The sequence below is a fragment of the Bacillus sp. BP-3 genome (assembly GCF_028401955.1).
GTDB lineage: Bacteria > Bacillota > Bacilli > Bacillales > Bacillaceae_G > Bacillus_A.
In genome coordinates this window covers 28,084-54,429 of record NZ_JAQOTJ010000006.1, presented here as the reverse complement: position 1 = coordinate 54,429, position 26,346 = coordinate 28,084, and the positions used below count along the sequence as shown (strand labels likewise).

The window sequence follows — 26,346 nt, the reverse complement described above, 5'->3', positions numbered from 1 at the left end:
AGATCATTTGTATAAATAGTTGCTGAATAATGAACTTACATTACTGCTTTTAAAAGTTCTTCTACGAATGGAATAATTCCGCCGATAAATTTTAAAACTGCCATTGCGATTGCCATTTTATTTCCTCCTCTAATCTACACTTTAATTCATCTTTGCTATACAGATCATTTGTATAAATAGTTGCTGAATAATGAACTTACATTACTGCTTTTAAAAGTTCTTCTACGAATGGAATAATTCCGCCGATAAATTTTAAAACTGCCATTGCGATTGCCATTTTATTTCCTCCTCTAATCTACACTTTAATTCATCTTTGTTATACAGATCATTTGTATAAATGACTGTTCTTAATAAAGAACCTACAGTACTGCTTTTAAAAGTTCTTGTACGAATGGAAGGATTCCACCTAAGAATTTTAAAACTGCCATTGCGATTGCCATTTTATTTCCTCCTCTTTTTTGTTGTTAAGATGTTGTTCATCTTTATACTCTTATTATAGTAAGCGCTTACATTTTTATCAACACATTTTAATATGCAATAATACATATTGAAATGTATTTAAATTCTCTTCCTTGTTTATTTGGTCATAGAGAGGTATTATCATTATTTTTAAAAAAACACGCTAAGGGCCAGTACTAGTATTGTTATAACTAGAGAAACAATGATGAACTTGTATGGATAAAAAGCAAATTTACGTTTTGGATAAATATAAATCAGCTGCTACACTCAAGATACTTAACAATTAAGTCTCTTCACCCGAAAAAAGCCGATTTCCCCCAAGTTAAGGAAGAATCAGCTTTCATTCACACTCACGCTTAAAACCATAAAGGTAAAAAATAAAAACAATACTATTTCAAAACTTCCAATACCGTTTGCTTCAAGATTTCTACGCCATCTAATATACAAGATCGCTCAAATGTCATGTGAGGATGGTGTAATCCTGGCTTTAAATTCGCTCCTAATCCTAACATAACTGCTTTTAAATGAGGCTTTTTCACCGTATAATAATGAAAATCATCACTTCCCGCTGTACGAAGCGGTGGAGTGCAGCCCTCTACTCCATATGTTTGCAGAATTCCCTTACGAAGAAACTGTTCCGCTTCTTCTGATACGACTGCTCCAGGTACATAGTCAACCCAGTCATAAGAAATCTTTACACCCATTGATTCAGCTGATTGAATCACTTGTTCTATCTTTTTCTTTAGATCTTCCAACAATCCATTGTTTTCTGCCCTTACATCTAAAGCGAAATGAGCGTTCCCAGGAATGATATTTAAACTTTCACCACCTGCTTGGCATCGCGTCATTTTAACAGAATAAGAATATTGCGGCGAAAACCATATATTTTTCAATCCCATATTAATCATCGTAACGACATCAATTGCATTCGTACCTTGATGTGGTCGTGCACCGTGAGCGTCCGTTCCAACTATATGAGCTTCTAAAAAGTCAGCTGCACCGTGACGGATAGATGGTGCTGCCTGCTTTAATGATAATTCCTCTATTGGTCGTAAGTGAATGCCAAATAGGAAATCAACGTCATCCACAACGCCTTTCTCCACCATTTTCAGGGCTCCGCTTCCCTTTTCTTCTGCCGGCTGGAAAATGAATCGAACTGTTCCTGTCTGCCAATTCGCCTGTTTTAACTGTAAAATGAGCCCCATCACAATCGTCATATGAGCATCATGACCGCATGAATGATTTGCTTTAAACTCTCCATCTACTTCTTGCCATAACGCGTCCATATCACCTCGAACCGCGACAACGGGTTCCCCGCTTCCCATTTCTGCGATTACACCAGGACAATCATCAAACGTTTTATAGGAAATGCCTTCTCCCTCTAAGAATTTCGCAATATAGGCAGTCGTATTATACTCTTTCCAGCTCACTTCAGGATTCTCATGTAAATGTTGAAAAATTCCGCTTAACCGATCCTGGAAATCTACTTTTTTCACTGTTGTGCTCTCCCTTCTCACATCGCAGTCACTCTCTTAAGATGTATAAAATGCTAAACGACCTTATTATTCATAACAATCATGTTTTCCAAAAACATATTCAATATTCTTGTAAATGTCAAGAAACAAACACTGATAATTCATAATTATTCACGCATTTATTATATCTGGCGAGAAGACCCCCATCTCAAGCAGAGAAGTGCACCCCAATTGTTAGACACAGTCTATCAATTGGGGTGCACTTTGTTTATACAAAACAAGAAAGGAGTGTGTCCAATGAAAAAAGCATATTTTCAATTCGGATCTATAAGAATGCGCTGAAGGAGCAGTATAACGATCGATTGCGATATGTGTTTGTGAAAGAATTGCAGGGTGAGAAACAAAAGGAATGAGTGAATGTAGAAAAGTTTCTTATGAGTGATATTGCTGGGCAGCAAAGGTTGCTGGCGGAGGGTTATCGTGGGTATGATATGGAGTTTTTTGGATGGGAGTATTTGGTTTGGTTTGGGAAGTAAAATAACAATAGCGCATTTTCTTATATTCTTTATTATAGAAAAAAAGGTGAGATGCTACTGTCTGTAGTGTATCACCTTTTTCAATGAGACGCCCTTCTTAGAAAAAGGTAGAGATAACTTGATAATTTTCTCCCTCCACTCTTCATTGTATGCTCGCCCTCTCTATAACTTCGAGCAGTTTCTTAAATAATACTGATAAACTAATCCATCGGACCAACCCATTCGATGCTTTAGTTCAGTTAAATAGGCCAATATAATTATGAGCCCATCTGAATTGGACTGAAAAGAAACCCCTCTTTCTTGCAGATCATTTGCCAATGGACTGATCATTTCCATATTTCCACTACGATAAATTTCCTCACCAGCAATAGAAACTTCCTTCGCAAATTTTAATAGGCCTCTTTCATGCAATTTCGCTTTTTGTGACTCATAAATGCCATATGCACAGCTGAATAATACATCGATGTCCTTCAATATAAGTGTTTCTTTTCCAATAAATAAGTTTTGTGTTTCTTTTTCGAACATCTGAATAATTGAAATGTCCCGTTTTTTTTCTTCCAAAGCATGCAAAATACTCATGTAATACCATGATTGGTCACGCTTCCCTCGCTTAAAACGCGACCATATTTGATCGTCTTCTCTTTCTACATCCTCTTGAATGGAGCGTAAGTTATGTAATTTATCTGCGATGATTAACGTAATCTCTTCATTCGAACGGTGTGGGAGAGATAGAATAGTATGGTTTTTTCGCTCTTCCCATGACAATGATTTATCTGGTTCTGAAGCCGCCTGAACCAGCTTCAGAACTTCTTCGCCAAAATTCTCACACAACTCAGCCTCAGTTGTATTGGTATCTTCTAAAGTATCATGCAATAACCCTGCAGCAATCACTTCATCACGCTGTTTTGCTTTCTGTAAGATAAGTGCTACTCCAAATGGATGTATAATGTACGGAATGTTAGTACCTTTACGCATTTGGCCTTCGTGCTTAATAGCAGCAAACTGCATTGCTTTCTCAACTAACCTGCTCATGTACCTCATCTCCTTTTCCTTCATTTCTATTCATAACATAAACACCGCTCAGAATAAAATCTTCCGAGCGGTGTTTGCTTCTCTAACCACTTACAAAAGTGCCCCTTCGTAAAGGGGCATCTTTCATTTATTTATTAACCTCTAACAAATCCACCTGCTCCAGCTTTTTCCTTACTGTCCTTTGGCTCAACCTTATAACGATCTCCACCTACAAATAAGGAAACAAGAAGCCCGATGATACCAGCTATTATTGCCAATATAAAGCCGCGGTGCAATGCTGCTTCTAACGCCCCTCTCAGGAATTCTACTAGCTGAGGAGGGAGCTGCGCATGATTTTGCATCAAGATTTCTGGTTTTGCTAATTTTTCAATTTGATCAGCCGGTATTCTAGAAGATGCTGCAAAATCCACCATCTTTTCTTTTAAATCATTGTTCACAATAGTTGCTGTAATGGCAGCTCCCATCACACCACCAATACTTCTCCAAAATCCCACAACCGATGATGCAATCCCCATATATTTCATATCGACGGATTGAGCGACAGCATTTTGCGCGACACTCATAAGTGGGCCAAGAACAATCAGCCCCATTGTAATCATAACAAGTGTTACTGTTAATTTTGATGTATCATGTGTGATGGTACTGAGCATGTAAGCTTCAAATATTCCAAATGCCATAGAAATGACCATAATAGTACGGAAAGAGACTTTCGTACAAAGGAAACCACCTAAAATCGCACCAATCATAATTGGAAACATCATTGGTGTTAACACACTATTTGAATTTTCATTCCCAATAATAGCTACTGAAAGAATAGGAAGATACGTAATCGCAGAGAACATAATTGCTCCCTGACAAAATACAATAATACTTGTGCCAATCACCATTTTATTTTTAAAAATGGAAAGAGGTAAAATCGGTTCACTGGCCTTTCTTTCCACTAATATAAACAACACAATCGATATAGCAGCTGCACTAAACATTCCAATGATTTGAACGGAGTCCCAGGCATAATCCTTCCCACCCCACTCTAAACCGAGAAGAAGTAAAACAGTTGAAGCAATTAATAAAATCGTTCCAAGATAATCCACTTTTGGTTTATGTTCTGACTTAGATTCCTGTAAAGAAAACAACAAAGTAATAATCGATAAAATGCCAAAAGGTACATTTACGTAAAAGCACCATCTCCATCCTAACCAGGATGCTTCGGAAATCCAAGTACCGATCTGCGGTCCAAGAACTGAGGATATACCAAATATCCCAGCAAACACACCAGACATTTTCGCAGCTTGCTTAGGATCTGTAGAAATTGAATAAATGATTGTGAATGAAATCGGAAAAATAGCTCCTGAACCTATCCCCTGAATAACACGATACGCAATTAACTGGTCTATATTTTGAGCAGTTCCACATAATGCTGACCCAACTAAAAATAAACTAATCCCAATTAAATAAAATAATTTCCTTCCAAATAAATCGCTCATTTTCCCAAACACGAGCATCGTACTTGTTGCCGCAAGCATATAAGCCGTGAAAACCCAGCTCATTTTATCAAACCCACCAATATCTTTAATCACTTGACTAATGCTTGCTGAAACAATGGTGTTATCCAGAGATGACATAAACAGTCCTAATGCCATGGCTACAATCACAAAGGGCATTCTTTTGTTATTTTCCATTATGCTCTCCCTTCATTCCCCATTTTTTCAATCCTATCCACTCAAATAGAATAACACTTTCACATTGAATAACAACAAAATTTGGAAGTGTTTTTCTGACAAAAATCTACTTCGTTTGCACTGGCATGCAGATACTTACTATAAGTATGTTTTGAAATTTACTTTATGTGAGTGAACTGTTTCTAGGGTTATTTTAATTGGATTTAATTTATAATTTATATAGATGTTAAGAAGAAACCCACTTCCTTGTGGTAAGTGGGCTTCTTCTTATTGGAGTACTAATGTTGCTACAAACTCCACATGTCCACAGTGTATGCGGCAATACATGGAGTGTTTGTGAGTTCAGTTATAAAAGAAGAAACAATTATAAACTAAAACTGTAGTGCAATAGTAATCGCTCCAACGATATCAATACTAAACAGTCATTTTCCAGCTTGATAACGCTAACCAGTCTTCCATTTCCTCATAATCAGGCATTATCTTCCCAACAAGGCGCCAAAAAGATCGATCATGATTTAGATGGACCATATGGCACATTTCATGAACGACTACATAGTCGATTACCCTCGGTGGTGCCATTGCCAGCTTCCAATTAAATGTTAACTGCAACTTTGAATCACAGGTTCCCCATGTACGCTTACTATCTGAAATACGGATTGAACGCGGCTTTGTTTTAAAGTTGCTTTGATAAGATTTAATACTCTTCTCTATTAACGCTTTACACTGCTGATAATAAAATCGTTTTAAGGCCTTTTTTATTTTCTCATCCTCAAGCTGTTTCACATATATATGTAGCTTATCTCCTTCAAACACTGCATGGTCTTGCCCGATACTTGCATCTTGAGAGATTTGTATCGGATATGTGTTCCCTAAATATAGAAAGCTCTCTCCTTGATCATAAGCCTTCTCCTGTGGTCCAAGCATTCTCTCATCCATTTCTTTGCGTATTTTCAGAATCCAACCCCACTTCTCCTCTAGCAATTGGACTATGTATTCAACAGGCGTCCCTTTAGGCGCTTGTACTTCAACATTTCCGTAAGAATCTATATAAATACGTACAGATTTTTTCTTCTTGTAAGTTATATGAAAATGAATTGTCTCACCTAAATATGTATGTATCATTTCATCACCTAGAATATTCGTTCATGTTATTTTTGCACGATGTATTAAAAAATAAGAGTAGGATACAAACTTCCTACTCTATCCATTGCATCATCTACTTTCTTAACATGGATACACATGCAATGTTAAGAAGTTACAATGTTTATTCCTTATCCTCTATATTTAACAGCTAATCCCTTTAAGAAATTCCTTGCGTATCTATCACCACACTCCTTGTAATTCTTATGGCTTTTTTTTCTTAATAGAGCGCCTAACTCTCCTTTTGTTACCTTAACTCCCACTCCATCTAATATATCAAGCACTTCCTCACTCGTTAATGATAGTGCTATTTTCATTTTTTTTAAAAGAAGGTTATTGGCACTCTCATTATTCTGTAAAGGTACCGCTTGTCCCGCCGGTTGCCCTGGTTTCGGATCTTGTTTTCCTCTTTTAAAAATAATAAAGCCATTCAAAAATGATTCTAACATCACATTATCGCATGTTAGTACATAATCATTTTCAGCTTCATGTTGGGGAGTTTTCTTTACTTTTGTAAGCATATCAACTACTTCTTCTTTCTTTACTTCAATACCCCCAAGATTAAATATTTCCACCATATCTGTATCTTTTATATCTAGAGCATATCTTACCCTCTTTAATATATCATTATTGCTCATAGCCATTGTTAGTCCTCCTAAAATATTGATTATTTATCCAGTATTCAAAGCGTATCCTCTAATATGTTTTAAATTATCTGGTTTAATATAACTTTCAAGCTAATTTCCGCTAAATTAATACTTTAACATTTTAAAGACATGTTTTATAGTCTTATCCGAATTAATACTTGTGAAGGTTATACCAAGAAGACCTTGAGCCTTAGGAAAGATTAAAATGATTTTTGATTCATTTTTATCTCTTGCATTGCACCTGTAGATCTGGTCCATATTTGTTAAACCCGGAAGTACGCTCATAAAAATCTTTCTGCTGCAGCATTGACTAAAAGAAAAAGCAGTGCTTTGATTTCTCAAAAACACTGCCTGTTTCTTGCTCCAAACTTATTTTACGAAAGACGGCTTTCCCGTACCATTAACATTCTTCCTCAAAGGCATCAAGCAATGCACGCACTTCATCTGTTGATTTCGTGTTCATCAATTGATTTCTTAATTCAGCAGCTCCATGGAATCCTTTTACATAAATCTTGAAAAAGCGATGAAGCCCTGTGATTGAACGTGGCAGTACTTCCGCATATTGATCTTGAAGATCAAGCTGCAGTCTTAAAAGATCAAGGTATTCTTTACTGCTATGCTCTTTTGGCTCTTTTTCAAAAGCAAAAGGATTTTTAAAAATACCTCGCCCGATCATAACGCCATCAATACCATATTTTTCAGCAAGCTCCAGCCCAGTTTGACGGTCAGGAATGTCTCCATTAATTGTTAGTAGCGTATTTGGTGCGATACGGTCACGTAATTTTTTGATTTCCGGAATTAGCTCCCAATGCGCATCTACTTGGCTCATTTCTTCTCTTGTTCGTAAATGAATAGAGAGGTTCGCAATATCCTGTTTTAAAATATGCGTTAGCCACTCCTCCCATTCATTTATATCCTTATAGCCAAGTCGTGTTTTCACGCTGACAGGCAGTCCGCCCGCTTTTGCTGCTTGAATTAGTTCTGCCGCAACGTCTGGCCGCAGAATAAGGCCACTACCTTTTCCTCTCGATGCCACATTCGGTACAGGGCAGCCCATATTAATATCGATTCCTTTAAATCCCAGATCTGCCATACCAATACTCATTTGACGGAAATATTCGGGATTATCCCCCCAAATATGTGCCACTATCGGCTGTTCATCTTCTGTAAAAATCAAACGGCCACGCACACTTTTCATACCCTCTGGATGACAATAACTATCCGAGTTTGTAAACTCTGTGAAAAATACATCCGGTCGACCGGCTTCACTTACTACGTGACGAAAAACAACATCTGTCACATCTTCCATTGGTGCAAGTACAAAAAATGGTCGTGGTAAATCACGCCAAAAATTATCTATCATTTCAAACTCAAATCCTCTCGTTGTAAAAATCAGCAATGTTTATTTTAACTAAAATTGGCCCTGAATGGTATTTTATAAACAAAAAAGCAGATGGTATAGATTTTTTCTATATCAACTGCTTTTTTATTATACCAACTTAAGCCAGGCCACACACTCAACATGCGTAGTATGCGGGAACATATCCACAGGCTGAACCTCCTGCGTCTTATACCCGCCTTCTTCAAGCACTTTCAAATCACGAGCAAGTGTCGCTGGGCTACATGATACATATACAACACGCTTTGGCTTCATGTCGATGATTGTGTTTAATAGTGCTTCATCGCAGCCTTTACGAGGGGGATCGACGACGATTGTGTCGGCGATGATGCCTTGTTTGTACCAGTTTGGGATAACTACTTCTGCTTCTCCTACGCCAAATTCAACGTTTGTCATGTTGTTTAATTCTGCGTTTCGGTTTGCGTCTTCGATTGCTTCTGGAACGATTTCAACACCGTATACTTTTTTTGCTTTTTGCGCTAGGAATAAGGAGATTGTTCCTATGCCGCAATAGGCGTCGATGACTGTTTCGTTTCCATCTAGTTTTGCGTACTCGAGTGCTTTGTCATATAGCACTTTCGTTTGTGTTGGGTTTACTTGATAGAAAGAACGTGCTGAAATCGCAAATTTAATGTCACCGATAAAATCATAAATATATTCTGATCCGTATAGGACTGTTGTCGCGCTGCCGAAAATGACGTTTGTCCGTTTGTTGTTTACGTTTTGGACGATCGATTTTACACTTGGGAACTTCGCTGTGATTTCGTCGATGATTGCCTGTTTGTTTTGAAGTTCTGCGGTGCGTGTAATAAAGACAAGCATAATTTCCCCTGTTACTTGTCCGTAGCGAGCCATAACGTGACGAAGTGTTCCTTTGTGGCGCTCTTCGTTGTACGCTGTTATGCCGTGCTTTTCACAAATGCGTTTTACTTCTTGAATTAATGTATCGTTTTCTTCTGCTTGGATTAAGCATGTTTCCATATTAATGATGTCATGCGTTCCTTGGCGGTAAAAGCCAGCGACAAGTCCGCCTTCACGTTCGCCAATTGGTACTTGTGCTTTATTTCGATATACCCACGGGTTTTCCATACCAAGTACAGGGTGAACGGGTACATCATGTAGTCCGCCAATGCGCTGCATCACGTCACGTACTTGTTTTTCTTTTGCTTGTAGTTGTCCTTCATATGTTAGGTGCTGAAGCTGACAACCGCCGCACTGATTGTATACTGGGCATTCTGCGTCTTTGCGATATGGACTTTCTTTATGAAGCTTCATTAAACGACCAAAAGCAAAGTTCTTTTTTACTTTAATAATTTTAATTTGCGCTTCTTCACCTGGTAATCCGTTTTTGACGAAAATAGGATAGCCCTCCACTTTCGCAACACCGGCGCCGTCATGTGTTAAATCTTCAAACACTACATCTATAAACTCGTTTTTTTCAACTGGTGGCGTCATTTTATTACTCATTTTCCGACCTCTCTTTTTTCATAACACTGCGTTACATTTTACCATATTCCCTCGCTCTTTAGCCATTGGAAGAAAAAATCTATTGACGATAATTCTTTATTAATGTTACGCTACTACTAATTGCATACGGATGGTGTTACCTCATATATACTTGATGATATGGATCGAGAGTCTCTACCTGGCAACCGGAAATTGCTGGACTATGGGGGAAACTAATGAATATTAACTTTTTTATTATATATAAAGACTCATATTGATTAGCTTTCTCGCATAGAAGAAAGTCGATCTGTATGGGTCTTTTTTTATTTCTATTTTAAAGGTCAGACATCATACGTATGACTTAAAATCTTTAAGGTTTACTCTTCTATTTATTTACACATCTGAAAGGAGAAAATTTTGTGCACTATGTAATGAGTATTATCGGCATTCTTGCCGTATTAGGAATTTGTTTTGCTTTCTCTAACAACAGAGCAAAAGTGAATTTTCGCGCTATTATTATTATGCTTGTTTTCCAAATTTTAATTGGTTGGTTTGTATTTGGAACAAAGGTTGGTCAGCAAATCATCGTTTTTATCGGTCAAGTCTTCAATAAATTAATTAAACTTGGTACGACAGGCGTGGACTTTTTATTTAACGGTATTCATAAAGATTTTGTCTTTTTCTTCAATGTATTATTAATTATCGTCTTTTTCTCTGCACTACTTTCTATTTTTAGTTATCTTGGCATTTTACCTTTTATCGTTCGTGTTGTTGGCGGTGCGATTTCAAAAATTACAGGTTTGCCGCGTGTGGAATCGTTCCACGCTGTGAACTCGGTCTTCTTTGGATCAAGTGAAGCGTTACTTGTTATTAAAAATGATTTGCAGCATTTTAATGCAAACCGTATGTTTATCATTTGCTGTTCGGCAATGAGCTCTGTATCAGCTTCTGTCACAGCATCTTATGTAATGATGTTAGATACAAAATACGTATTAATAGCCTTACCGCTAAACTTATTCTCTAGTCTTATCGTTTGTTCATTATTAACACCAGTTGATACAGCACAAGAGGATGAAAAGCTCCAAAAGTTCGATAAAAATATGTTTGGTAACAGCTTAATCGATGCAATGATTAACGGTGCTTTAGACGGTTTAAAAGTAGCCGGAATTGTTGCGGCATTAATGATTGCTTTTATCGGTGTAATGGAAGTTGTAAACTTCGTAATTTCTTCTGCTTCAGGTGCAATTGGTTATAAAATTACACTACAACAAATCTTCGGTTACATTCTTTCACCATTTGCTTTCTTAATGGGAATTCCAGCACATGATGTTATTTCTGCTGGTGGTATTATGGGAACGAAGATCGCATTAAACGAATTCGTTGCGATTCTTGATTTAAAGAAAATCATGACAACATTATCTCCGCGGACAGTTGGGATTGTTACAGTATTCTTAATTAGCTTTGCAAGCATTAGCCAAATCGGCGCAATCGTAGGTACAATTCGTGCTCTATCTGAAAAACAAGGGCGCATTGTATCACGCTTTGGATGGAAACTCCTTTGTGCTTCAACATTAGCTTCTATTTTATCTGCTACAATCGCAGGATTATTCATTTAACTAGCAGATAGCTTCCTATTTTAAAAATAGGAAGCTATTTTTTTATTTTCCTTAGAAAATCAAGGTTTCATTCGTGGTGCTTCTGTAGGGGCTACTGCACAAATCGTCCCTTATATGAAACCAAAGAAATAATAAGCAAGAGACCCGATAAAGTGAAACTTTAATCAGCCCCCACCTATCTTCTTCGATTCTCTCTCAATCTTGAGGTGGGGAATAACTGACCACGAATAGCGGGATAAATATTTGGTCTCTCCTTTTTGTTTTAAACGTTGCACGTGGCAGGAAAAGGCCCTGAGCGTTCCTATGCGCGCCCAGACGCTCTCGCCCTTCCCTAAAAAGAAAAGGGTTTTTATATCGTTTTTTTTTGATATTTATATATATCTTCCTTGTTAGTTGCGAAAATTCAGTATCTTTGTCGTAATTATCCAAAAAAGTATATTCCCCTCTCCTTTCGAGAGTGATATGATTAACAAGGATATAATACACAATAGAAGGATGGATATGATGAAGAAATATGCACTATTGGCTTTACTTTCTTCTACTATTCTTGTAGGCTGCAACACTAGTGTAACTAGTGATACACAGAAAAAAGATGCAGCTACCGAGAAGCAAAAGGAAACGAAAAAAGTTGAAGCAAAAACAGTCGATGTTCCTTTAACACAAGGGAACATCACATGGGAGCCTTTTGCACCTGATGCAAAAAACACTGTGCTCTATATGAACAATTTAAAAGATGCGTTTAAAGAAGTACAATACCACGTTTGGCGCACTGCTGATGGCCCTGAAAGCAAACAGACATTTTCATCACATGAAAAAGATCATAACTTTGCTTTCCCATTCCACTTAAAATCTTTCAATTTGAAACGCGGAGAATATCAAATTGAAACAACAGGATTAAAAGAAGATGGCACACAAGTACCTCTTGCGAAATCTACAATTACATTCCAACAATCTGTACCAATTCTAATGTATCATGCAATTGAAAAATACTCTGGACCAGGTGACGGCGAGTTAGGGTTGTATGTACCGCCCGAACAGTTCGAATTACATATGAAGTATTTAAAAGATAATGGGTATACATTGCTGACTTTTGAACGTTGGAATGATATAAATCGTGTCAATAAGCCTATCTTTATCACCTTAGATGATGGACGAAAAAATAATATGAATGCCCTTAGAATTTTACAAGGTTTAAAAGATGATAAATTCCAGCCAGCAGCGACAGAGTTTCTCGTTGCCAATGATATTGATGCACCAAATCGTCTTTCAAAAGATGAGATTAAACAGATGGTAGATTCCGGTATTTTCTCTATCCAATCGCACACATCTACTCATGCGATGATGGCTTTTTCAAACAATTATGATGAAGAATTACGCGTTTCAAAAGAGAAAATTCAAAATCTTACTGGCAAAAAAATCATTGCTCTTGCGTATCCAGTAGGTTCTTATAACGATCAAGCTGTTGCAGAAACAAAAAAATATTATGAGTTTGCTGTAACAACAGATCATGGCAATCATCTGACAAAAGGTACACCGAACGAGCAATATTTAATTAAACGCCATTTTGTCGGACCTAAAACAACAATGGGTGAATTTACAGCATTGGTAAGAGAGCGCAATTAATAATATAAATGCAAATTCCTGCCGCATAACAGCGACCGATATGTGGAAAAATGAATTTATATATTGTAAGGCTGTTTTATTAACAAAGCAGCCTCTTCTTATACTTTGATTAAAGGATGCTTATACTATGAAAAAATATATTTCTACTATACTACTCTCTACGCTGTTCATCGCTGGCTGCAGTAATACAACGCAAACAGAACCGAAAAAAGAAGCAGCAACTTCCAAGCAGCAAACCACTAAGAAGGCAGAAGAGAAAGTGCAGCCACAAGGATCCATTTCGTGGAATCCAATTACACACGAGTCAACAAACACTGTTATCTATATAAAAGATGTAAAAGATTCCCTGACAGAGGTGCAATACAAAATTTGGCGCACCGCTGACGGAAAAGAAAATGTCAAAACATTCTCTTCTAAAGAAAAAGAAAATCATTTTTCTTTACCGTTCGATTTGAAAGAATTTGAAGGTAAGCGCGGGGAATATCAAATTGAAGCTAATGGTGTGAAAGAAGATGGAAAAACAATCCCACTCACAAAATCAGCAATTGTCTTTCAACAGCATGTACCGATTCTCATGTATCATGCGATTGATGATTATAAAGAAGGAAGCGGTATTAAAGACCTATTTGTTTCCCCTGCCAACTTTGAAGCGCAAATGAGGTATTTAAAAGATAATGGCTATACACTTTTAACATTTGAACGTTGGGACGACATCAACAAGGTAAACAAGCCAATTTTCGTTACATTTGATGATGGGATGAAAAACAATTTAAACGCTTTTCATATTTTACAAAAGCTAAAAGATGATAAATTTAAACCAACTGCAACAGAGTATATGATTACTGATTCTATTGATACAGACGGTTCTCTATCTACAGCTGATATAAAAGAAATGGTGAACTCCGGCATTTTTTCTGTTCAATCTCATACAGCAACACATGCAGATTTACCAAAAATCACAAACTATGAAGCTGAGCTAAGGGGTTCGAAGGAGAAACTTGAAAAAGTTACCGGAAAACCTGTTATTGCGATTGCTTATCCATTTGGCCATGTAAATGATCAAGTTGTTGCAGAAACGAAAAAATATTATCAATTTGCGACAACAACGAAACCTGGACAATTCATTACAAAAGGTGAAGCAGATGAGTTATTACACATGAAACGTGTCCGTATTCATAACAACACAACTGTAGAACAGTTTGCGTTAGCAATTAAATAAGAAAATAGAACCCGCTTACAATCGGGTTCTATTTATAATTTCAGAATTTTCCTGTATTATGTATATAAGAAATATTTAAACAAAGGAGAATACATATGTCATTTGAGCAAACTTTAGAAAAATATGCTTCACTTGCGGTAAATATCGGAGTAAATATTCAACCTGGACAAACATTAAGTATTGGCGCACCAATTGAAGCTGCTCCGTTCGTTCGTCTTGTTACAAAAAAAGCTTATGAATCTGGAGCAAAACATGTATACGTTGACTTTGTAGATGAGCAATTATCACGCTTAAAATTTGATTTAGCACCAGAAGAAGCCTTTTCTGAATTCCCTGCTTGGAAAGCACGTGCACGTGAAGAACTAGCAAAAGAAGGCGCAGCATTTATGTCTATTTACGCAGAAAATCCAGATTTATTAAAAGGTGTGGATCCAAAGCGTATTGCGAGCGCAAACCGAGCAGCTGGGGAAGCGATGAAAACAGTTCGTGAATATATGCAAGCTGACAAAGTAAGCTGGTGTGTGATTTCTGTTCCAACTGTAGAATGGGCAGCAAAAGTATTCCCAGATGTACCGAAAGAAGAACAAGTAGCGAAATTATGGGATGCGATTTTCCAAGCTACTCGTGCGAACTTAGAAAATCCAGTTGAAGCGTGGAACGAACATAACGATAACTTACATACGAAAGTACACTATTTAAACGACAAACACTATAAAGCATTATCTTATAAAGGACCAGGCACAGATTTAACAATCGAACTTCCTGAAAAACATTTATGGGTTGGTGCTGGCAGCGTTAACGAAAAGAATGTACCATTCATGGCAAACATTCCAACTGAAGAAGTATTTACAATGCCATTAAAAACAGGCGTAAACGGCTATGTGACAAGTAAAAAGCCATTAGTGTATGCTGGAAATGTAATTGATAACTTTACACTTACATTTGAAAACGGACGCATTGTAGAATACAAAGCTGAAGTTGGCGAAGAAACATTAAAACACTTAGTTGAAACAGATGAAGGTTCTCACTTCTTAGGAGAAGTTGCATTAGTACCGCACGATTCACCTATTTCGAATACAAATATTTTGTTCTACAATACATTATTTGACGAAAATGCATCTTGCCATTTAGCAATCGGTAATGCTTATGCTTTTAACTTAGACGGCGGTAAAACAATGTCAAAAGAAGAACTTGCAGAAAACGGTGCAAACTCTAGTATTACACACGTAGACTTTATGATTGGCTCCGGCGAACTAGATATTGATGGTATTACAGCAGACGGTACTCATGAACCAATCTTCCGTAAGGGCAATTGGGCACTTTAATAAGAATAAAGAATCGCATCAACGTTTTCGTTGATGCGATTCTTTTTATAGTCCTAATGAAATATATTTAATTTCTACATACTCTTCAATTCCAAAGTGACCACCTTCACGGCCGATACCACTTTCTTTAAATCCACCAAATGGCGCTTGTGCAACCGATGGAAGACCGTCATTTAAGCCAATAATTCCGTATTCCAATGCTTCACTAATTTGAAATGCTTGGCTAATATTTGTTGTAAAGACATATGCGGCTAGGCCGTACGGCGTATTATTCGCACGCTCAATTACTTCTTCAGCTGTTTTAAATTTCGCAACAGGTGCAAGCGGCCCGAATGTTTCTTCTGTCATACATAACATCTCATCATTTGCTTCGCCGATTACAGTTGGCTGAACAAAGTAACCTTCTAATTCTGCAACTCCTCCGTTCAGTACCTTTCCACCCTTTTGAATGGCATCTTCTATATGTTCCTGTACTTTTTCAACAGCTGATTGATCGATAAGCGGCCCAACAGTTGTTCCCTCTGCAAAACCGTCACCTACCTGTAATTCTCCGACAGCTTTTTGAAACTTCTCTACAAAATTTTCATATACATCTTCTTGCACAAACACACGATTTGTACAAATGCACGTTTGACCAGCATTACGGAATTTCGAACCGATTACCGCTTCAACAGCTTTATCTAAATCTGCATCATTCATCACAATAAATGGTGCATGGCCACCTAACTCTAGGGAAACTTTTTTCATTGTTTCTGCCGCACCCCGCATTAATTCTTTTCCAATTTCCGTTGATCCCGTAAAGGATACCTTTCTCACACGTCCATCATTCATCCATGTATCAGCAATTGCTTTCGCGCTGCCTGTTACAATATTTAAAACACCTTTTGGAATGTCTGCTTCATGCGCCAGCTCAGCTAGTTTTAACGCTGTTAATGGCGTTTGACTTGCTGGTTTCACAACTGCCGTACAACCAGCTGCTAATGCAGGTGCTACTTTTCTTGTAATCATGGCTGCCGGGAAGTTCCACGGCGTAATTGCTGCTATGACACCAACAGGTTGTTTCGATACAAGGATTCGTTTATTCGGGTGAGAAGCAGGAATCATTTCGCCATATATACGCTTTCCTTCTTCCGCATACCATTCTACAAAACTATTTGCATAATTTACTTCACCAAGCGCTTCCGCAAACGGTTTTCCTTGTTCCTTTGTCATAATAGAGGCGATTTCTTCTTTATGCTCATCAATTAATGTAAACCACTTTTTCAATTTATTCGCACGCTCTGCTGCTGTTAACTTCGACCAAGTCTTAAATGCATCATGTGCCGCATCCACCGCTTGCTTCGCCTCCGTTACTCCGCCCTTCGGAACAGTAGCAAACACTTCTTGCGTAGCAGGATTGTTAATTTCAATTTGCTCATGCAAATGAATCCACTCACCATTTATGTACATCGCTTTCTTATCTAATATTGCTTTTTTATCCAACTTGTTCGTCCTCCTTTATATTTACTATGATATACCTTTTTATGTAACATAAAAAATGAGATGCTCGCGATCATGCAGAACACTACATAACCCGCTCTCGCCCTTCTAAAAAAGGCGACTTTATCAATTTGTATTTATTGAAGTCCCTTCCTCTTCAATAAACTTTTTAATTTTCCTCGTTGCCGCAGACTGACTAATCTTTAGTGCTTCCGCCACTTTATAGCTTGATCCGTGCACTTTATAAGTCTTTAAAATAATACTGCGCTCTACTTCTTCTAACATTTCATACAAACTTTTTCCCGATTGCTCAATCGTCGACTTTTGCATAGATAACGGTAAATCGTCCATTGTAACAAGCTCGTCCGCGGTAATGACAACACGTTCCATTACATTTTCTATTTCGCGGTTGTTTCCTTCCCACGGATATTCTAAAAATGCATGCAACACATGCGGGGATAATGTCACATTGCGGCCATACTTCTCGTTAAAATGCTGCAAGTAATAAGAAACGAGTGGTAAAATGTCTTCCTGCCTCTCACGTAAAGGAGGAATATGAATGGGGATAACGTTAAGACGATAGTATAAATCCTTTCGAAACGTTCCCTGCTTCACCATCTCTTGCAAATTTCTATTCGTTGCAGCTACAATGCGAATATCTACTTTTTTTAATTCTCTGCCCCCTACTGAACGAAACGTTTTTTCCTGTAATACTTGTAAAAGTTTCGCCTGAATTTCAAGAGGCATTTCTCCAATTTCATCTAAAAAGAGCGTTCCTTTATGAGCCAATTCTAAAATCCCTTTTTTCCCTTCACGATGCGCACCCGTAAAAGAACCACCTGCATATCCAAATAGTTCAGATTCAATTAAATTTGTTGGCAGAGCTGCACAATTGATTTCATAAAGCATTTCGTTTTTCCTGTGGCTCAGTTCATGTAAATGGCGTACTAATCGACTTTTCCCAACTCCGGTCTCTCCTAAAACTAGAACTGTACTATCGACTACAGATACCTTTTTTATTGTTCCAACTATTCTCTCCATCGCTGCACTTTTGAAAATAAGCCCTTCATGTTCATATGTTTCTCGTAATTCTTTTTTATACGTTTTTAATTGATCAGTCATTGTCTCTACCTGTTGGCGCAATTGATAGAGCTCTGTTAAATCACGTGAGTAGCTAATGACCCTTCGTAAATTGCCTTGATCATCAAAAACTGGTCGCGTCCGAACATGTAAATACTCTCCCGATTTTGTTGTTTGCACAAGTTCAATCGGCTTCTGTTTTTCAATCACTTCAAGAGTTGCCGATGGATAAAAAATCCCTTCCTTCTGCAGCTCTTTTACACTCTTACCTATTAATTGTTCCGCCGGTAACTGGTAATGTCTTTCACACATGCTGTTTACACGAACGACAATCCCTTTCTCATCTGTTACAAAAATTTCATCAAAAGCGTATTCAAATACATCTTTTAAATCCATAAACGCTCGTTCCTTTTCCGCCACCATCCCAGTCACTCCCTGAGGTTTAAATATTTTAAAAGTTTCATAACCCTGTTTTGAAATACCGCAGAGTTTATCTTTTAATAGGCATAATATGCAAACACGTCCAATTTATATAATGCTTTCTTATCATTATATAACAGGGAGCATGGGAACAGTGGCAAACAAGTTTTTAAAATATATATTTAATACAGCTTCAAGCGCGGCCTCGCAGAACACAATAAGACTGCTACTTGCTTCCTCCTTTTGTTTTAGTGGCAGACGCTCCTTGCACGGCCAGTCGCTCTCGCCCACCTAAAAGAAAGAGGTTTTTACACGTGCGCTTTATCTACTTTTCCATAACAAGATTGAAGCGACTCTTCTAAAATCATAAGCCCTTCTTCAAGTTGCTCATCCGTAATTACAAGTGGCATTAACACGCGAACGACATTTCCGTACGTACCTGCCGTTAATAGTAACAAGCCTCTCTTATTTGTTTCTGCAATAATTTTGGCAGCTAGTTCTTTATTCGGTTCTTTCGTTATTTTGTCTTTCACTAATTCAAAGGCACACATCGCTCCTAATCCGCGAACATCACCAATGCATTCATATTTTTTAGCCATTTGATCAAAACGATTCATCACTACTTTTCCAATATGCACAGCTCTTGCATTTAAATTTTCCTTCTCCATTACTTCAAGAACAGCTAATGCAGCACTGCATCCTAATGGACTTCCTGCATATGTTCCGCCTAATTCACCCGGCGTGGCCTCATTCATTACTTCTTTTCGGCCAATTACACCGCTAATTGGCACGCCTGCTCCTAGCGATTTCGATACCGTAATTAAATCTGGTACGACATCGTAATGGTCAATCGCAAAATATTTCCCTGTACGGCCAAATCCTGTTTGAATTTCGTCAGCAACGAACAAAATGCCATGTTCAGCACATAAGCGGTGTACTTCTTTCACAAACTTTTTACCCGGAACAATAAAGCCCCCTTCTCCTTGTACAGGCTCCATCACAACAGCAGCAATACTTTCTGGTGCAACTTCTGTGATTAAGAAATTCTTAAACTCTTCAATAATGAAATCTTCATATTGTTCTTCTGTTAAGCCCGCTGGACGACGGTATTCGTAAGGAAATGGAGCTTTATATACTTCTGGTGCAAATGGACCAAATCCGTTTTTATATGGCTTTACTTTACTTGTCATTGTCATTGTCATTAATGTACGGCCGTGAAACCCTTTTGTAAAAGCAATAATCCCTGTTCGTTTCGTATACTTACGAGCAATTTTCACTGCATTCTCAACCGCTTCAGCTCCGCTATTTAAAAACAAAACTTGCTTATCAAAGTCACCTGGTGCAAGCGCAGCTAGCTTTTCTGCTAATTCAATATATGACTCATACATCATTACGTTAAAACCTGTATGGATATATTGATCGATTTGCTTATGAAGAGCTTCTGTAACGGTCGGATGACAATGTCCGACGTTAATTGTACCGATTGCTCCCGCAAAGTCGATAAATTGATTTCCATCCACATCTGTCACAAGTGCTCCTTGAGCCGACTGTACAAATGTTTGAATTCCATTGCTTACTCCTCTTGGTACAATATTTTGACGGCGTTCAAATAAAGAAGCTGCTTTTGAACCCGGAATATTTTCATTTACTTTTGCAAAATTTGTTTTCATAATATTCTCCACCTCTTTTAGTCATTTTCCTTTTATAATGCAAAATTTGTGCCAACTTATAAATGCACGATTCTCTTATGTTTCCGTACGTTTCGACACAAAAAATAAGTCATCAAAGACTTATTTCAAGTCTATAATGACTTATCTAAAAGGTTTCTCTATATAAGCTGCTATGCAAAACACAACATGATCTGCTCTCGCTTTCTTTCTTTGTTTTAAAAAAGGCACTGACCGCTTCTACGCATGGCCAGTTGCTCTCGCCTCCCCCAAAAAAGAAAGATTTTTTATATCGGTTTTTCAGTTTGTATTCATTTTCCTTTCTTCACAAAAAAACTACCTCTTACAAGGTAGTTTCTTCTTGCTTTGGAATAAATAATTCCAAACAATGATACACATTTTCAAACTCCATCGGTGCATCGCCGCCGTATTCACCATCTAAATTAATCATTAGTTTTTCTGTTGAATGTACTTTAATTCGGTTTGCTTGTGTATATAACACTTTTGGATTATTGATATGCTCACCGCGCTGCGCTTGTGTCGCTGCTTTAATTAAGTCCGCAATCGATCCTTTTTTTAATATTAACAAATCAAACAAACCATCATTAATAGAAGCATACGGCGCTACTTTTTCAAAGCCGCCGACTGATCGTGTATTTGTAATCAAAAACATTGTAATTTCTTCTCGTAATATTTTTCCATCATATTCAATTTCTACATATGTTGGATGTAAGGATGGTAACATTTCAATACCTTTTAAATAATACGCAAGTTGTCCAAGTACTGTTTTTAACTTACTTGGTACTTCATATGTTAATTCCGTTATGCGGCCACCGCCTGCAATATTAATAAAATATGTATCATTTGCTCTTCCAAGATCGAGAGGTACTGTTTGACCAGCACAAATGATATCAACAGCTTCTTCAATTGAACGAGGTACACCAATCGCCCTAGCAAAGTCATTTGTTGTGCCAACTGGAATAATTCCGAACTTTGGACGATGTTCATTTCCAACTAACCCATTCACAACTTCATTTAATGTACCGTCGCCACCTGCTGCAATCACAACATCAAATTTACGCTCTGCCGCTTGCCTCGCTGCCACAGTAGCATCTCCAGGACCTGTCGTCGCATGACATGATGTCTCATATCCTGCTTGTTCTAATTTTTGCAGTACTTCCGGTAAGTTCTTCTTAAACAACTCACGACCAGAAGTTGGATTATAAATAATTCTTGCTCGTTTCATATAACATTAGCACAGGAAAACCCTCATTCATCAAAAAAGGGAAAGGAATAGCCGCTAAGCACTTACTTAGCATTCCTATGCATACCCTCCTTCCATTTTTCACTCTCACGAAGCCCTATAACTTCATTTTTCACATTAAGGAACTATTTATTTCATATGCTGAAAAAATTCTCTCTAAATTTAGATTTATCATTATTACAAGCTTTTTGCAACTACCTTACCATACTTAACATGACAGCTTTTTGTTTATATTTGTCAGTTAATCAAACGTTTGTTTAAACGAAATACCATTTAAACAAACGTTTGATTAACCCAGAAAAACACCCATGTATGGGTGCTTTTCTGATTAATCGTTGTTGTTACTGTCTAGCTCCGCTTTTCTTTATGTCCAGCTCTGCCTCCTAGCCCTTTGCGTCTAAGAACCTTCCGCACGAGAAAGTAAAAAACACTTTCTGGGCGAAAGAACCTTATCCGTCAGGGCTAAACAGTCGGCTCCGCTTTTTTTTATTATCGTTTGTTAATCTCTTCAAGTAAGATTTTGTTAACAAGCGGCGGGTTTGCTTGTCCTTTTGTCGCTTTCATAATTTGACCAACTAAGAAGCCAATTGCACGGTCTTTACCGTTTTTGAAATCTTCAATAGATTGTTCATTATTATCAAGAATTTCTGTTACAACCTTACGAAGAGCTCCTTCGTCAGAAATTTGAACAAGACCTTTTGCTTTTACGATTTCTTCTGGGTCTCCACCGTTTTCAATTAACTCGTTAAATACTTTTTTCGCAATTTTAGACGAAATTGTACCTTTTTCAATTAATTGAATCATTTTAGATAAACCAGCTGGTGTTAGTGCTACGTCTTGTAATTCTTTTTGTTGTTTGTTTAAGTATGCTAATACTTCACCCATTAACCAGTTTGATGTTAATTTCGCGTCTGCACCATCTGCAACTGTTGCTTCGAAGAAATCAGACATCTCTTTCGTTAACGTTAATACGTGTGCATCATAAGCTGGCAAGCCAAGCTCCTCAACATAACGTACTTTACGAGCATCTGGAAGCTCAGGAATAGAAGCACGAACGCGCTCTTTCCACTCATCATCGATGTAAAGCTCTACTAAGTCTGGCTCTGGGAAGTAACGGTAATCGTCAGATCCTTCTTTTACACGCATTAAGATTGTTTTCTTCGTTGCTTCATCATAGCGGCGTGTTTCTTGTTGAATGATACCACCCGATAATAGCTCTTTTTCTTGACGCACTTGTTCAAACTCAAGACCTTTTTGTACATAAGTGAAAGAGTTTAAGTTTTTCAATTCCGCTTTTGTACCGAATTTCTCTTGTCCAACTGGACGAAGGGAAATGTTCGCATCACAACGAAGGGAACCCTCTTCCATCTTACAATCAGATACGCCTGTATATTGAATGATTGATTTTAACTTTTCTAAGTATGCATACGCTTCTTCTGGTGTACGCATATCTGGCTCAGATACGATCTCGATTAATGGCATACCTTGACGGTTGTAATCTACTAGTGAGTAGCCTTCGCTTGTATGCGTTGATTTACCTGCATCTTCTTCTAAATGAAGGCGTGTAATACCGATACGTTTCTTTTTACCGCCTACTTCAATTTCAATCCAACCATTTTCCCCAATTGGTTTATCATATTGAGAAATTTGGTATGCTTTCGGGTTATCTGGATAGAAATAGTTTTTACGGTCAAACTTTGTTTCTGTTGCGATTTCACAGTTTAATGCCATTGCAGCTTTCATTGCAAAGTTAACTGCCTCTTTATTTAGAGTTGGAAGCACCCCAGGATATCCTAAGTCAATTACACTTGTTTGTGTATTTGGATCAGCTCCAAATTCTGTTGGACTCGCAGAGAAAATTTTCGAATTCGTTTTTAACTCAACGTGAACCTCTAAACCGATAATTGTTTCAAAATTCATCTATGCTCGCCTCCTTACAGACTTGCTTTTTTTGTATGATAGTCTGTTGCTTGCTCGAACGCATGTGCAACGCGATAAATTGTTGCTTCATCAAAGTGTTTACCGATAATTTGTAGTCCAAGTGGCATGTTGTTTGCACCGAATCCACATGGAACAGAAATTGCTGGAACACCTGCTAAGTTTACTGGAATTGTTAAAATATCATTTGCATACATTGTCATTGGATCATCAACTTTTTCGCCCACTTTAAACGCTGGAGTTGGCGTTGTTGGTCCAATAATAACATCATAGTTTGCAAATACATTTTCAAAATCATTTTTAATTAATGTACGTACTTGTTGTGCTTTTTTGTAATATGCATCATAGTAACCAGAGCTAAGTGCAAATGTACCAAGCATAATACGACGTTTTACTTCATCCCCGAAGCCTTCGCTACGTGTATTCTTATAAAGGTCTATTAAATTATTCACATTATCAGAACGAACGCCGTAACGTACGCCATCAAATCGTGAAAGGTTTGCAGACGCTTCAGAAGAAGAGATTAAGTAATATGTTGCTAATGCATATTTAGAGTGTGGAAGCGAAACTTCTTCCCAAGTAGCGCCCATGCCTTCTAACACTTTTAAAGCAGCTAGTACGGATTCACGAGCTTCTTCGCCAACACCTTCACCTAAGTATTCTTTTGGTACAGCAATGCGTAAGCCTTTTACGTCGCCTGTTAAACCAGCTAAGTAATTCCCAACTTCAATGTTTGCAGAAGTTGTATCCATACGGTCCACACCAGAAATAGCTTGTAGTAAGTATGCGTTGTCTTCTACTGTACGCGTAATCGGTCCGATTTGGTCAAGAGAAGATGCAAACGCAACTAAACCGAAGCGAGATACACGACCATATGTTGGTTTTAAACCAACAACGCCGCAATATGCAGCTGGTTGACGGATAGAACCACCTGTATCAGAACCTAAAGAGAATAATACTTCTCCTGCCGCTACTGCTGCCGCAGAACCACCACTAGATCCGCCTGGAACATAATCTAAATTCCATGGATTCTTTGTTGCATAAAAACCAGAGTTTTCGTTAGAAGAACCCATTGCAAACTCGTCCATGTTTAATTTACCGATTGTAATTGTGTCAGCAGCGTTTAGCTTTTGCACAACTGTTGCATCATAAATCGGGTCAAAATTTGCTAATATTTTGCTCGCACATGTTGTACGAAGACCTTTTGTTACGATGTTATCTTTCACACCAATTGGCATACCAAATAGTAAACCGTTATCTTCAGCGCCTAACTTCGCATCTAATTCTTTCGCTTTTGCACGTGCACTTTCTTCATCTAATGTAAGAAAAGCTTGTACTTTATCTTCAACATCCGCAATACGTTTGTAAGATTCCTCTACTAAATCCGTAACGGAAATTTCTTTGCTATGTAATTTTTTGTGTAACTCTGATACAGAATGATCAAATAATGACATCGAAATTCCCCTCCTCTATTCTAATACTGCTGGAACACGGATTTGATTCTCTTTGTGATCCGGTGCATTTTTTAATACTTCTTCAACTGGTAAACCTTTTTCAGGTACATCTTCACGCATAATATTCTTCATATCTAGTACGTGAGTTGTTGGTTTTACGTTTGTTGTATCTAATTCATTTAACTGCTCAGCAAATGTAACAATTGCATCGAGTTGTTTTTGAAATTTTTCTGCTTCTTGATCTGTAATTGCAAGACGCGCTAAATGGGCAACGTGCTTTACATTCTCAACGGAAATTCTTGACACGGCTAGGCCACCTCCATAATATATCGTACAATCTACAATACTATTGATGATACCAAATTTTCAGTAGTTCAAGCAAGTAAACACAGCACACTTCACTCATTTTTAGACAAAAAAAGAAAGGCTTTCGCCTTCCTTATCAATTTGCTATATAAAATTCCATCTTACTTCTCAATTGTTTCTTTTTTAGAAATTGGTTCAGTATGGATGTTGTTTGCATTATCTTCTTCATTATCACGAATTGTTTTTTGCAGCACAAAACTAGACATCGTTAAAAATAATGTACCAAGTAAATAATAGCCTTTTACACTAAGTGGTTCTTCTAATGTATAAATACCAATTAACATACCAGAAAGCGCACAAACAAAAGATGTCCATGCTAAAAATGTGAACGCTTGAGTATTTCTCCTTCTCATTATTATCCCCCTTATCATTGCCCAATTCACCATTAGATAGTTCATTATTATCCATATTATGAAATAATATGTAAAATACCCTATCTTTTGTATTACTCTAGCATATATATAATTCTTTATAAAGAATAAAATGAATTTAGTCTGAAAATTTAAAAACAATTGACATTTATTACAATTGAACATAGAATGAGAAATATATTACGAACCTCGAAATATACGGGAGTGGAAATAATTGCTGCAATACGAACATTTTTTAGACTTACTGCTTGATAACGCCAAGAAGCTTTTCTATCCAGAGGAATGGGTAAGCCTTGATTTATCACTTTCAAAAACAGAAGTATTTTGCTTGCTTTGGATGGAGCGAAATACAGACATTACAATGAGTAAAATTGCGGAACTTCTCGATATTCCAATGAGTACAACAACAGGTGTAGTCAATCGTCTCGTAAAAAAAGGATATATTGAGCGCTACCGAAATGAAAGTGATCGTCGCATTGTATTGATTCGTTTAACGGAAACTGGTATAGAGCTTGTAGAAGAAGTAAAACAAAATGCTGCTTATTACTTTAACCTTGTAACAGAGGCGCTATCAGAAGAAGAAAAAGCATTTTTACTACAGATCTTCCAAAAAATCATGAATCATATCGCTACATCACAACCAAAACCAGAAGAAAAGCTTACTTCACCTAAGATGAAAAACATTCCGATTGAATAGACCCCTCTGCGGGT

20 protein-coding genes and 1 riboswitch are annotated in these 26,346 nt (G+C 37.5%); of the genes, 5 read left to right on the top strand and 15 right to left on the bottom strand.

Annotation, left to right across the window (positions count from 1 at the left end):
- Positions 1-848 precede the first annotated feature (848 nt).
- The 7 genes from PLX19_RS11715 to rlmD all read right to left on the bottom strand — a co-directional run bounded on the left by PLX19_RS11715 (position 849) and on the right by rlmD (position 9,834).
- Positions 849-1,955, bottom strand: coding sequence for a M20 peptidase aminoacylase family protein (locus tag PLX19_RS11715; RefSeq protein WP_272188781.1), 1,107 nt, complete (start codon positions 1,953-1,955; stop codon positions 849-851).
- Positions 1,956-2,632: 677 nt separating this feature from the next.
- Positions 2,633-3,502 carry an HD domain-containing protein gene (locus tag PLX19_RS11710; RefSeq protein WP_272188780.1) on the bottom strand — a complete coding sequence of 290 codons (870 nt, stop codon included), beginning with the start codon at positions 3,500-3,502 and terminating at the stop codon, positions 2,633-2,635.
- Between the two features lie 134 nt (positions 3,503-3,636).
- Positions 3,637-5,181 (bottom strand): DHA2 family efflux MFS transporter permease subunit, encoded by a 1,545-nt coding sequence (locus PLX19_RS11705; protein ID WP_272188779.1) that lies wholly within the window; start codon positions 5,179-5,181, stop codon positions 3,637-3,639.
- Between the two features lie 414 nt (positions 5,182-5,595).
- Positions 5,596-6,303, bottom strand: a complete 708-nt coding sequence (locus tag PLX19_RS11700; RefSeq protein ID WP_272188778.1) for a M48 family metallopeptidase — start codon at positions 6,301-6,303, stop codon at positions 5,596-5,598.
- Between the two features lie 149 nt (positions 6,304-6,452).
- The gene (locus PLX19_RS11695; protein WP_272188777.1) at positions 6,453-6,965 is read right to left on the bottom strand and encodes a DUF1456 family protein; all 513 of its coding nucleotides are present in this window, start codon (positions 6,963-6,965) and stop codon (positions 6,453-6,455) included.
- A gap of 403 nt (positions 6,966-7,368) precedes the next feature.
- Entirely contained in the window at positions 7,369-8,331 is a 963-nt protein-coding gene (locus PLX19_RS11690; protein ID WP_272189013.1) for a tRNA dihydrouridine synthase, read from the bottom strand.
- Positions 8,332-8,457: 126 nt separating this feature from the next.
- Complete coding sequence (rlmD, locus tag PLX19_RS11685) at positions 8,458-9,834, bottom strand: 23S rRNA (uracil(1939)-C(5))-methyltransferase RlmD (RefSeq protein WP_272188776.1); 1,377 nt, start codon at positions 9,832-9,834, stop codon at positions 8,458-8,460.
- A 121-nt stretch (positions 9,835-9,955) separates the two neighbouring features.
- Positions 9,956-10,057: riboswitch (purine riboswitch) on the top strand.
- Between the two features lie 175 nt (positions 10,058-10,232).
- Here rlmD and PLX19_RS11680 point away from each other — a divergent pair.
- From PLX19_RS11680 to PLX19_RS11665, 4 genes are all read left to right on the top strand, one after another.
- Positions 10,233-11,429 carry a NupC/NupG family nucleoside CNT transporter gene (locus PLX19_RS11680; RefSeq protein WP_272188774.1) on the top strand — a complete coding sequence of 399 codons (1,197 nt, stop codon included), beginning with the start codon at positions 10,233-10,235 and terminating at the stop codon, positions 11,427-11,429.
- A gap of 504 nt (positions 11,430-11,933) precedes the next feature.
- Entirely contained in the window at positions 11,934-13,052 is a 1,119-nt protein-coding gene (locus PLX19_RS11675) for a polysaccharide deacetylase family protein (RefSeq protein ID WP_272189012.1), read from the top strand.
- Between the two features lie 127 nt (positions 13,053-13,179).
- Positions 13,180-14,271 carry a polysaccharide deacetylase family protein gene (locus tag PLX19_RS11670; protein ID WP_272188773.1) on the top strand — a complete coding sequence of 364 codons (1,092 nt, stop codon included), beginning with the start codon at positions 13,180-13,182 and terminating at the stop codon, positions 14,269-14,271.
- Between the two features lie 95 nt (positions 14,272-14,366).
- Positions 14,367-15,596, top strand: coding sequence for an aminopeptidase (locus PLX19_RS11665; protein WP_272188772.1), 1,230 nt, complete (start codon positions 14,367-14,369; stop codon positions 15,594-15,596).
- A 45-nt stretch (positions 15,597-15,641) separates the two neighbouring features.
- On the opposite strand, the gene PLX19_RS11660 is transcribed toward PLX19_RS11665, so the two are convergent.
- The 8 genes from PLX19_RS11660 to PLX19_RS11625 all read right to left on the bottom strand — a co-directional run bounded on the left by PLX19_RS11660 (position 15,642) and on the right by PLX19_RS11625 (position 25,617).
- The gene (locus PLX19_RS11660) at positions 15,642-17,045 is read right to left on the bottom strand and encodes an NAD-dependent succinate-semialdehyde dehydrogenase (RefSeq protein ID WP_442869048.1); all 1,404 of its coding nucleotides are present in this window, start codon (positions 17,043-17,045) and stop codon (positions 15,642-15,644) included.
- A gap of 156 nt (positions 17,046-17,201) precedes the next feature.
- Entirely contained in the window at positions 17,202-18,578 is a 1,377-nt protein-coding gene (locus PLX19_RS11655; protein ID WP_272188770.1) for a sigma-54 interaction domain-containing protein, read from the bottom strand.
- Between the two features lie 305 nt (positions 18,579-18,883).
- The gene (gene gabT / locus PLX19_RS11650; RefSeq protein ID WP_272188769.1) at positions 18,884-20,245 is read right to left on the bottom strand and encodes a 4-aminobutyrate--2-oxoglutarate transaminase; all 1,362 of its coding nucleotides are present in this window, start codon (positions 20,243-20,245) and stop codon (positions 18,884-18,886) included.
- A 340-nt stretch (positions 20,246-20,585) separates the two neighbouring features.
- Complete coding sequence (locus tag PLX19_RS11645; protein WP_272188768.1) at positions 20,586-21,488, bottom strand: diacylglycerol kinase; 903 nt, start codon at positions 21,486-21,488, stop codon at positions 20,586-20,588.
- A 507-nt stretch (positions 21,489-21,995) separates the two neighbouring features.
- Complete coding sequence (gatB, locus tag PLX19_RS11640) at positions 21,996-23,426, bottom strand: Asp-tRNA(Asn)/Glu-tRNA(Gln) amidotransferase subunit GatB (RefSeq protein ID WP_272188767.1); 1,431 nt, start codon at positions 23,424-23,426, stop codon at positions 21,996-21,998.
- 14 nt (positions 23,427-23,440) lie between these two features.
- Positions 23,441-24,898, bottom strand: a complete 1,458-nt coding sequence (gene gatA, locus PLX19_RS11635; protein ID WP_272188766.1) for an Asp-tRNA(Asn)/Glu-tRNA(Gln) amidotransferase subunit GatA — start codon at positions 24,896-24,898, stop codon at positions 23,441-23,443.
- Between the two features lie 15 nt (positions 24,899-24,913).
- Positions 24,914-25,204: an Asp-tRNA(Asn)/Glu-tRNA(Gln) amidotransferase subunit GatC gene (gene gatC, locus PLX19_RS11630; RefSeq protein WP_020062440.1), complete on the bottom strand. Its 291-nt coding sequence runs from the start codon at positions 25,202-25,204 to the stop codon at positions 24,914-24,916.
- A 161-nt stretch (positions 25,205-25,365) separates the two neighbouring features.
- Positions 25,366-25,617 (bottom strand): YiaA/YiaB family inner membrane protein, encoded by a 252-nt coding sequence (locus PLX19_RS11625; RefSeq protein WP_272188764.1) that lies wholly within the window; start codon positions 25,615-25,617, stop codon positions 25,366-25,368.
- A 232-nt stretch (positions 25,618-25,849) separates the two neighbouring features.
- Between PLX19_RS11625 and PLX19_RS11620 the strand changes: the two genes are divergently transcribed.
- The gene (locus PLX19_RS11620; protein ID WP_272188763.1) at positions 25,850-26,332 is read left to right on the top strand and encodes a MarR family winged helix-turn-helix transcriptional regulator; all 483 of its coding nucleotides are present in this window, start codon (positions 25,850-25,852) and stop codon (positions 26,330-26,332) included.
- Positions 26,333-26,346 lie beyond the last annotated feature (14 nt).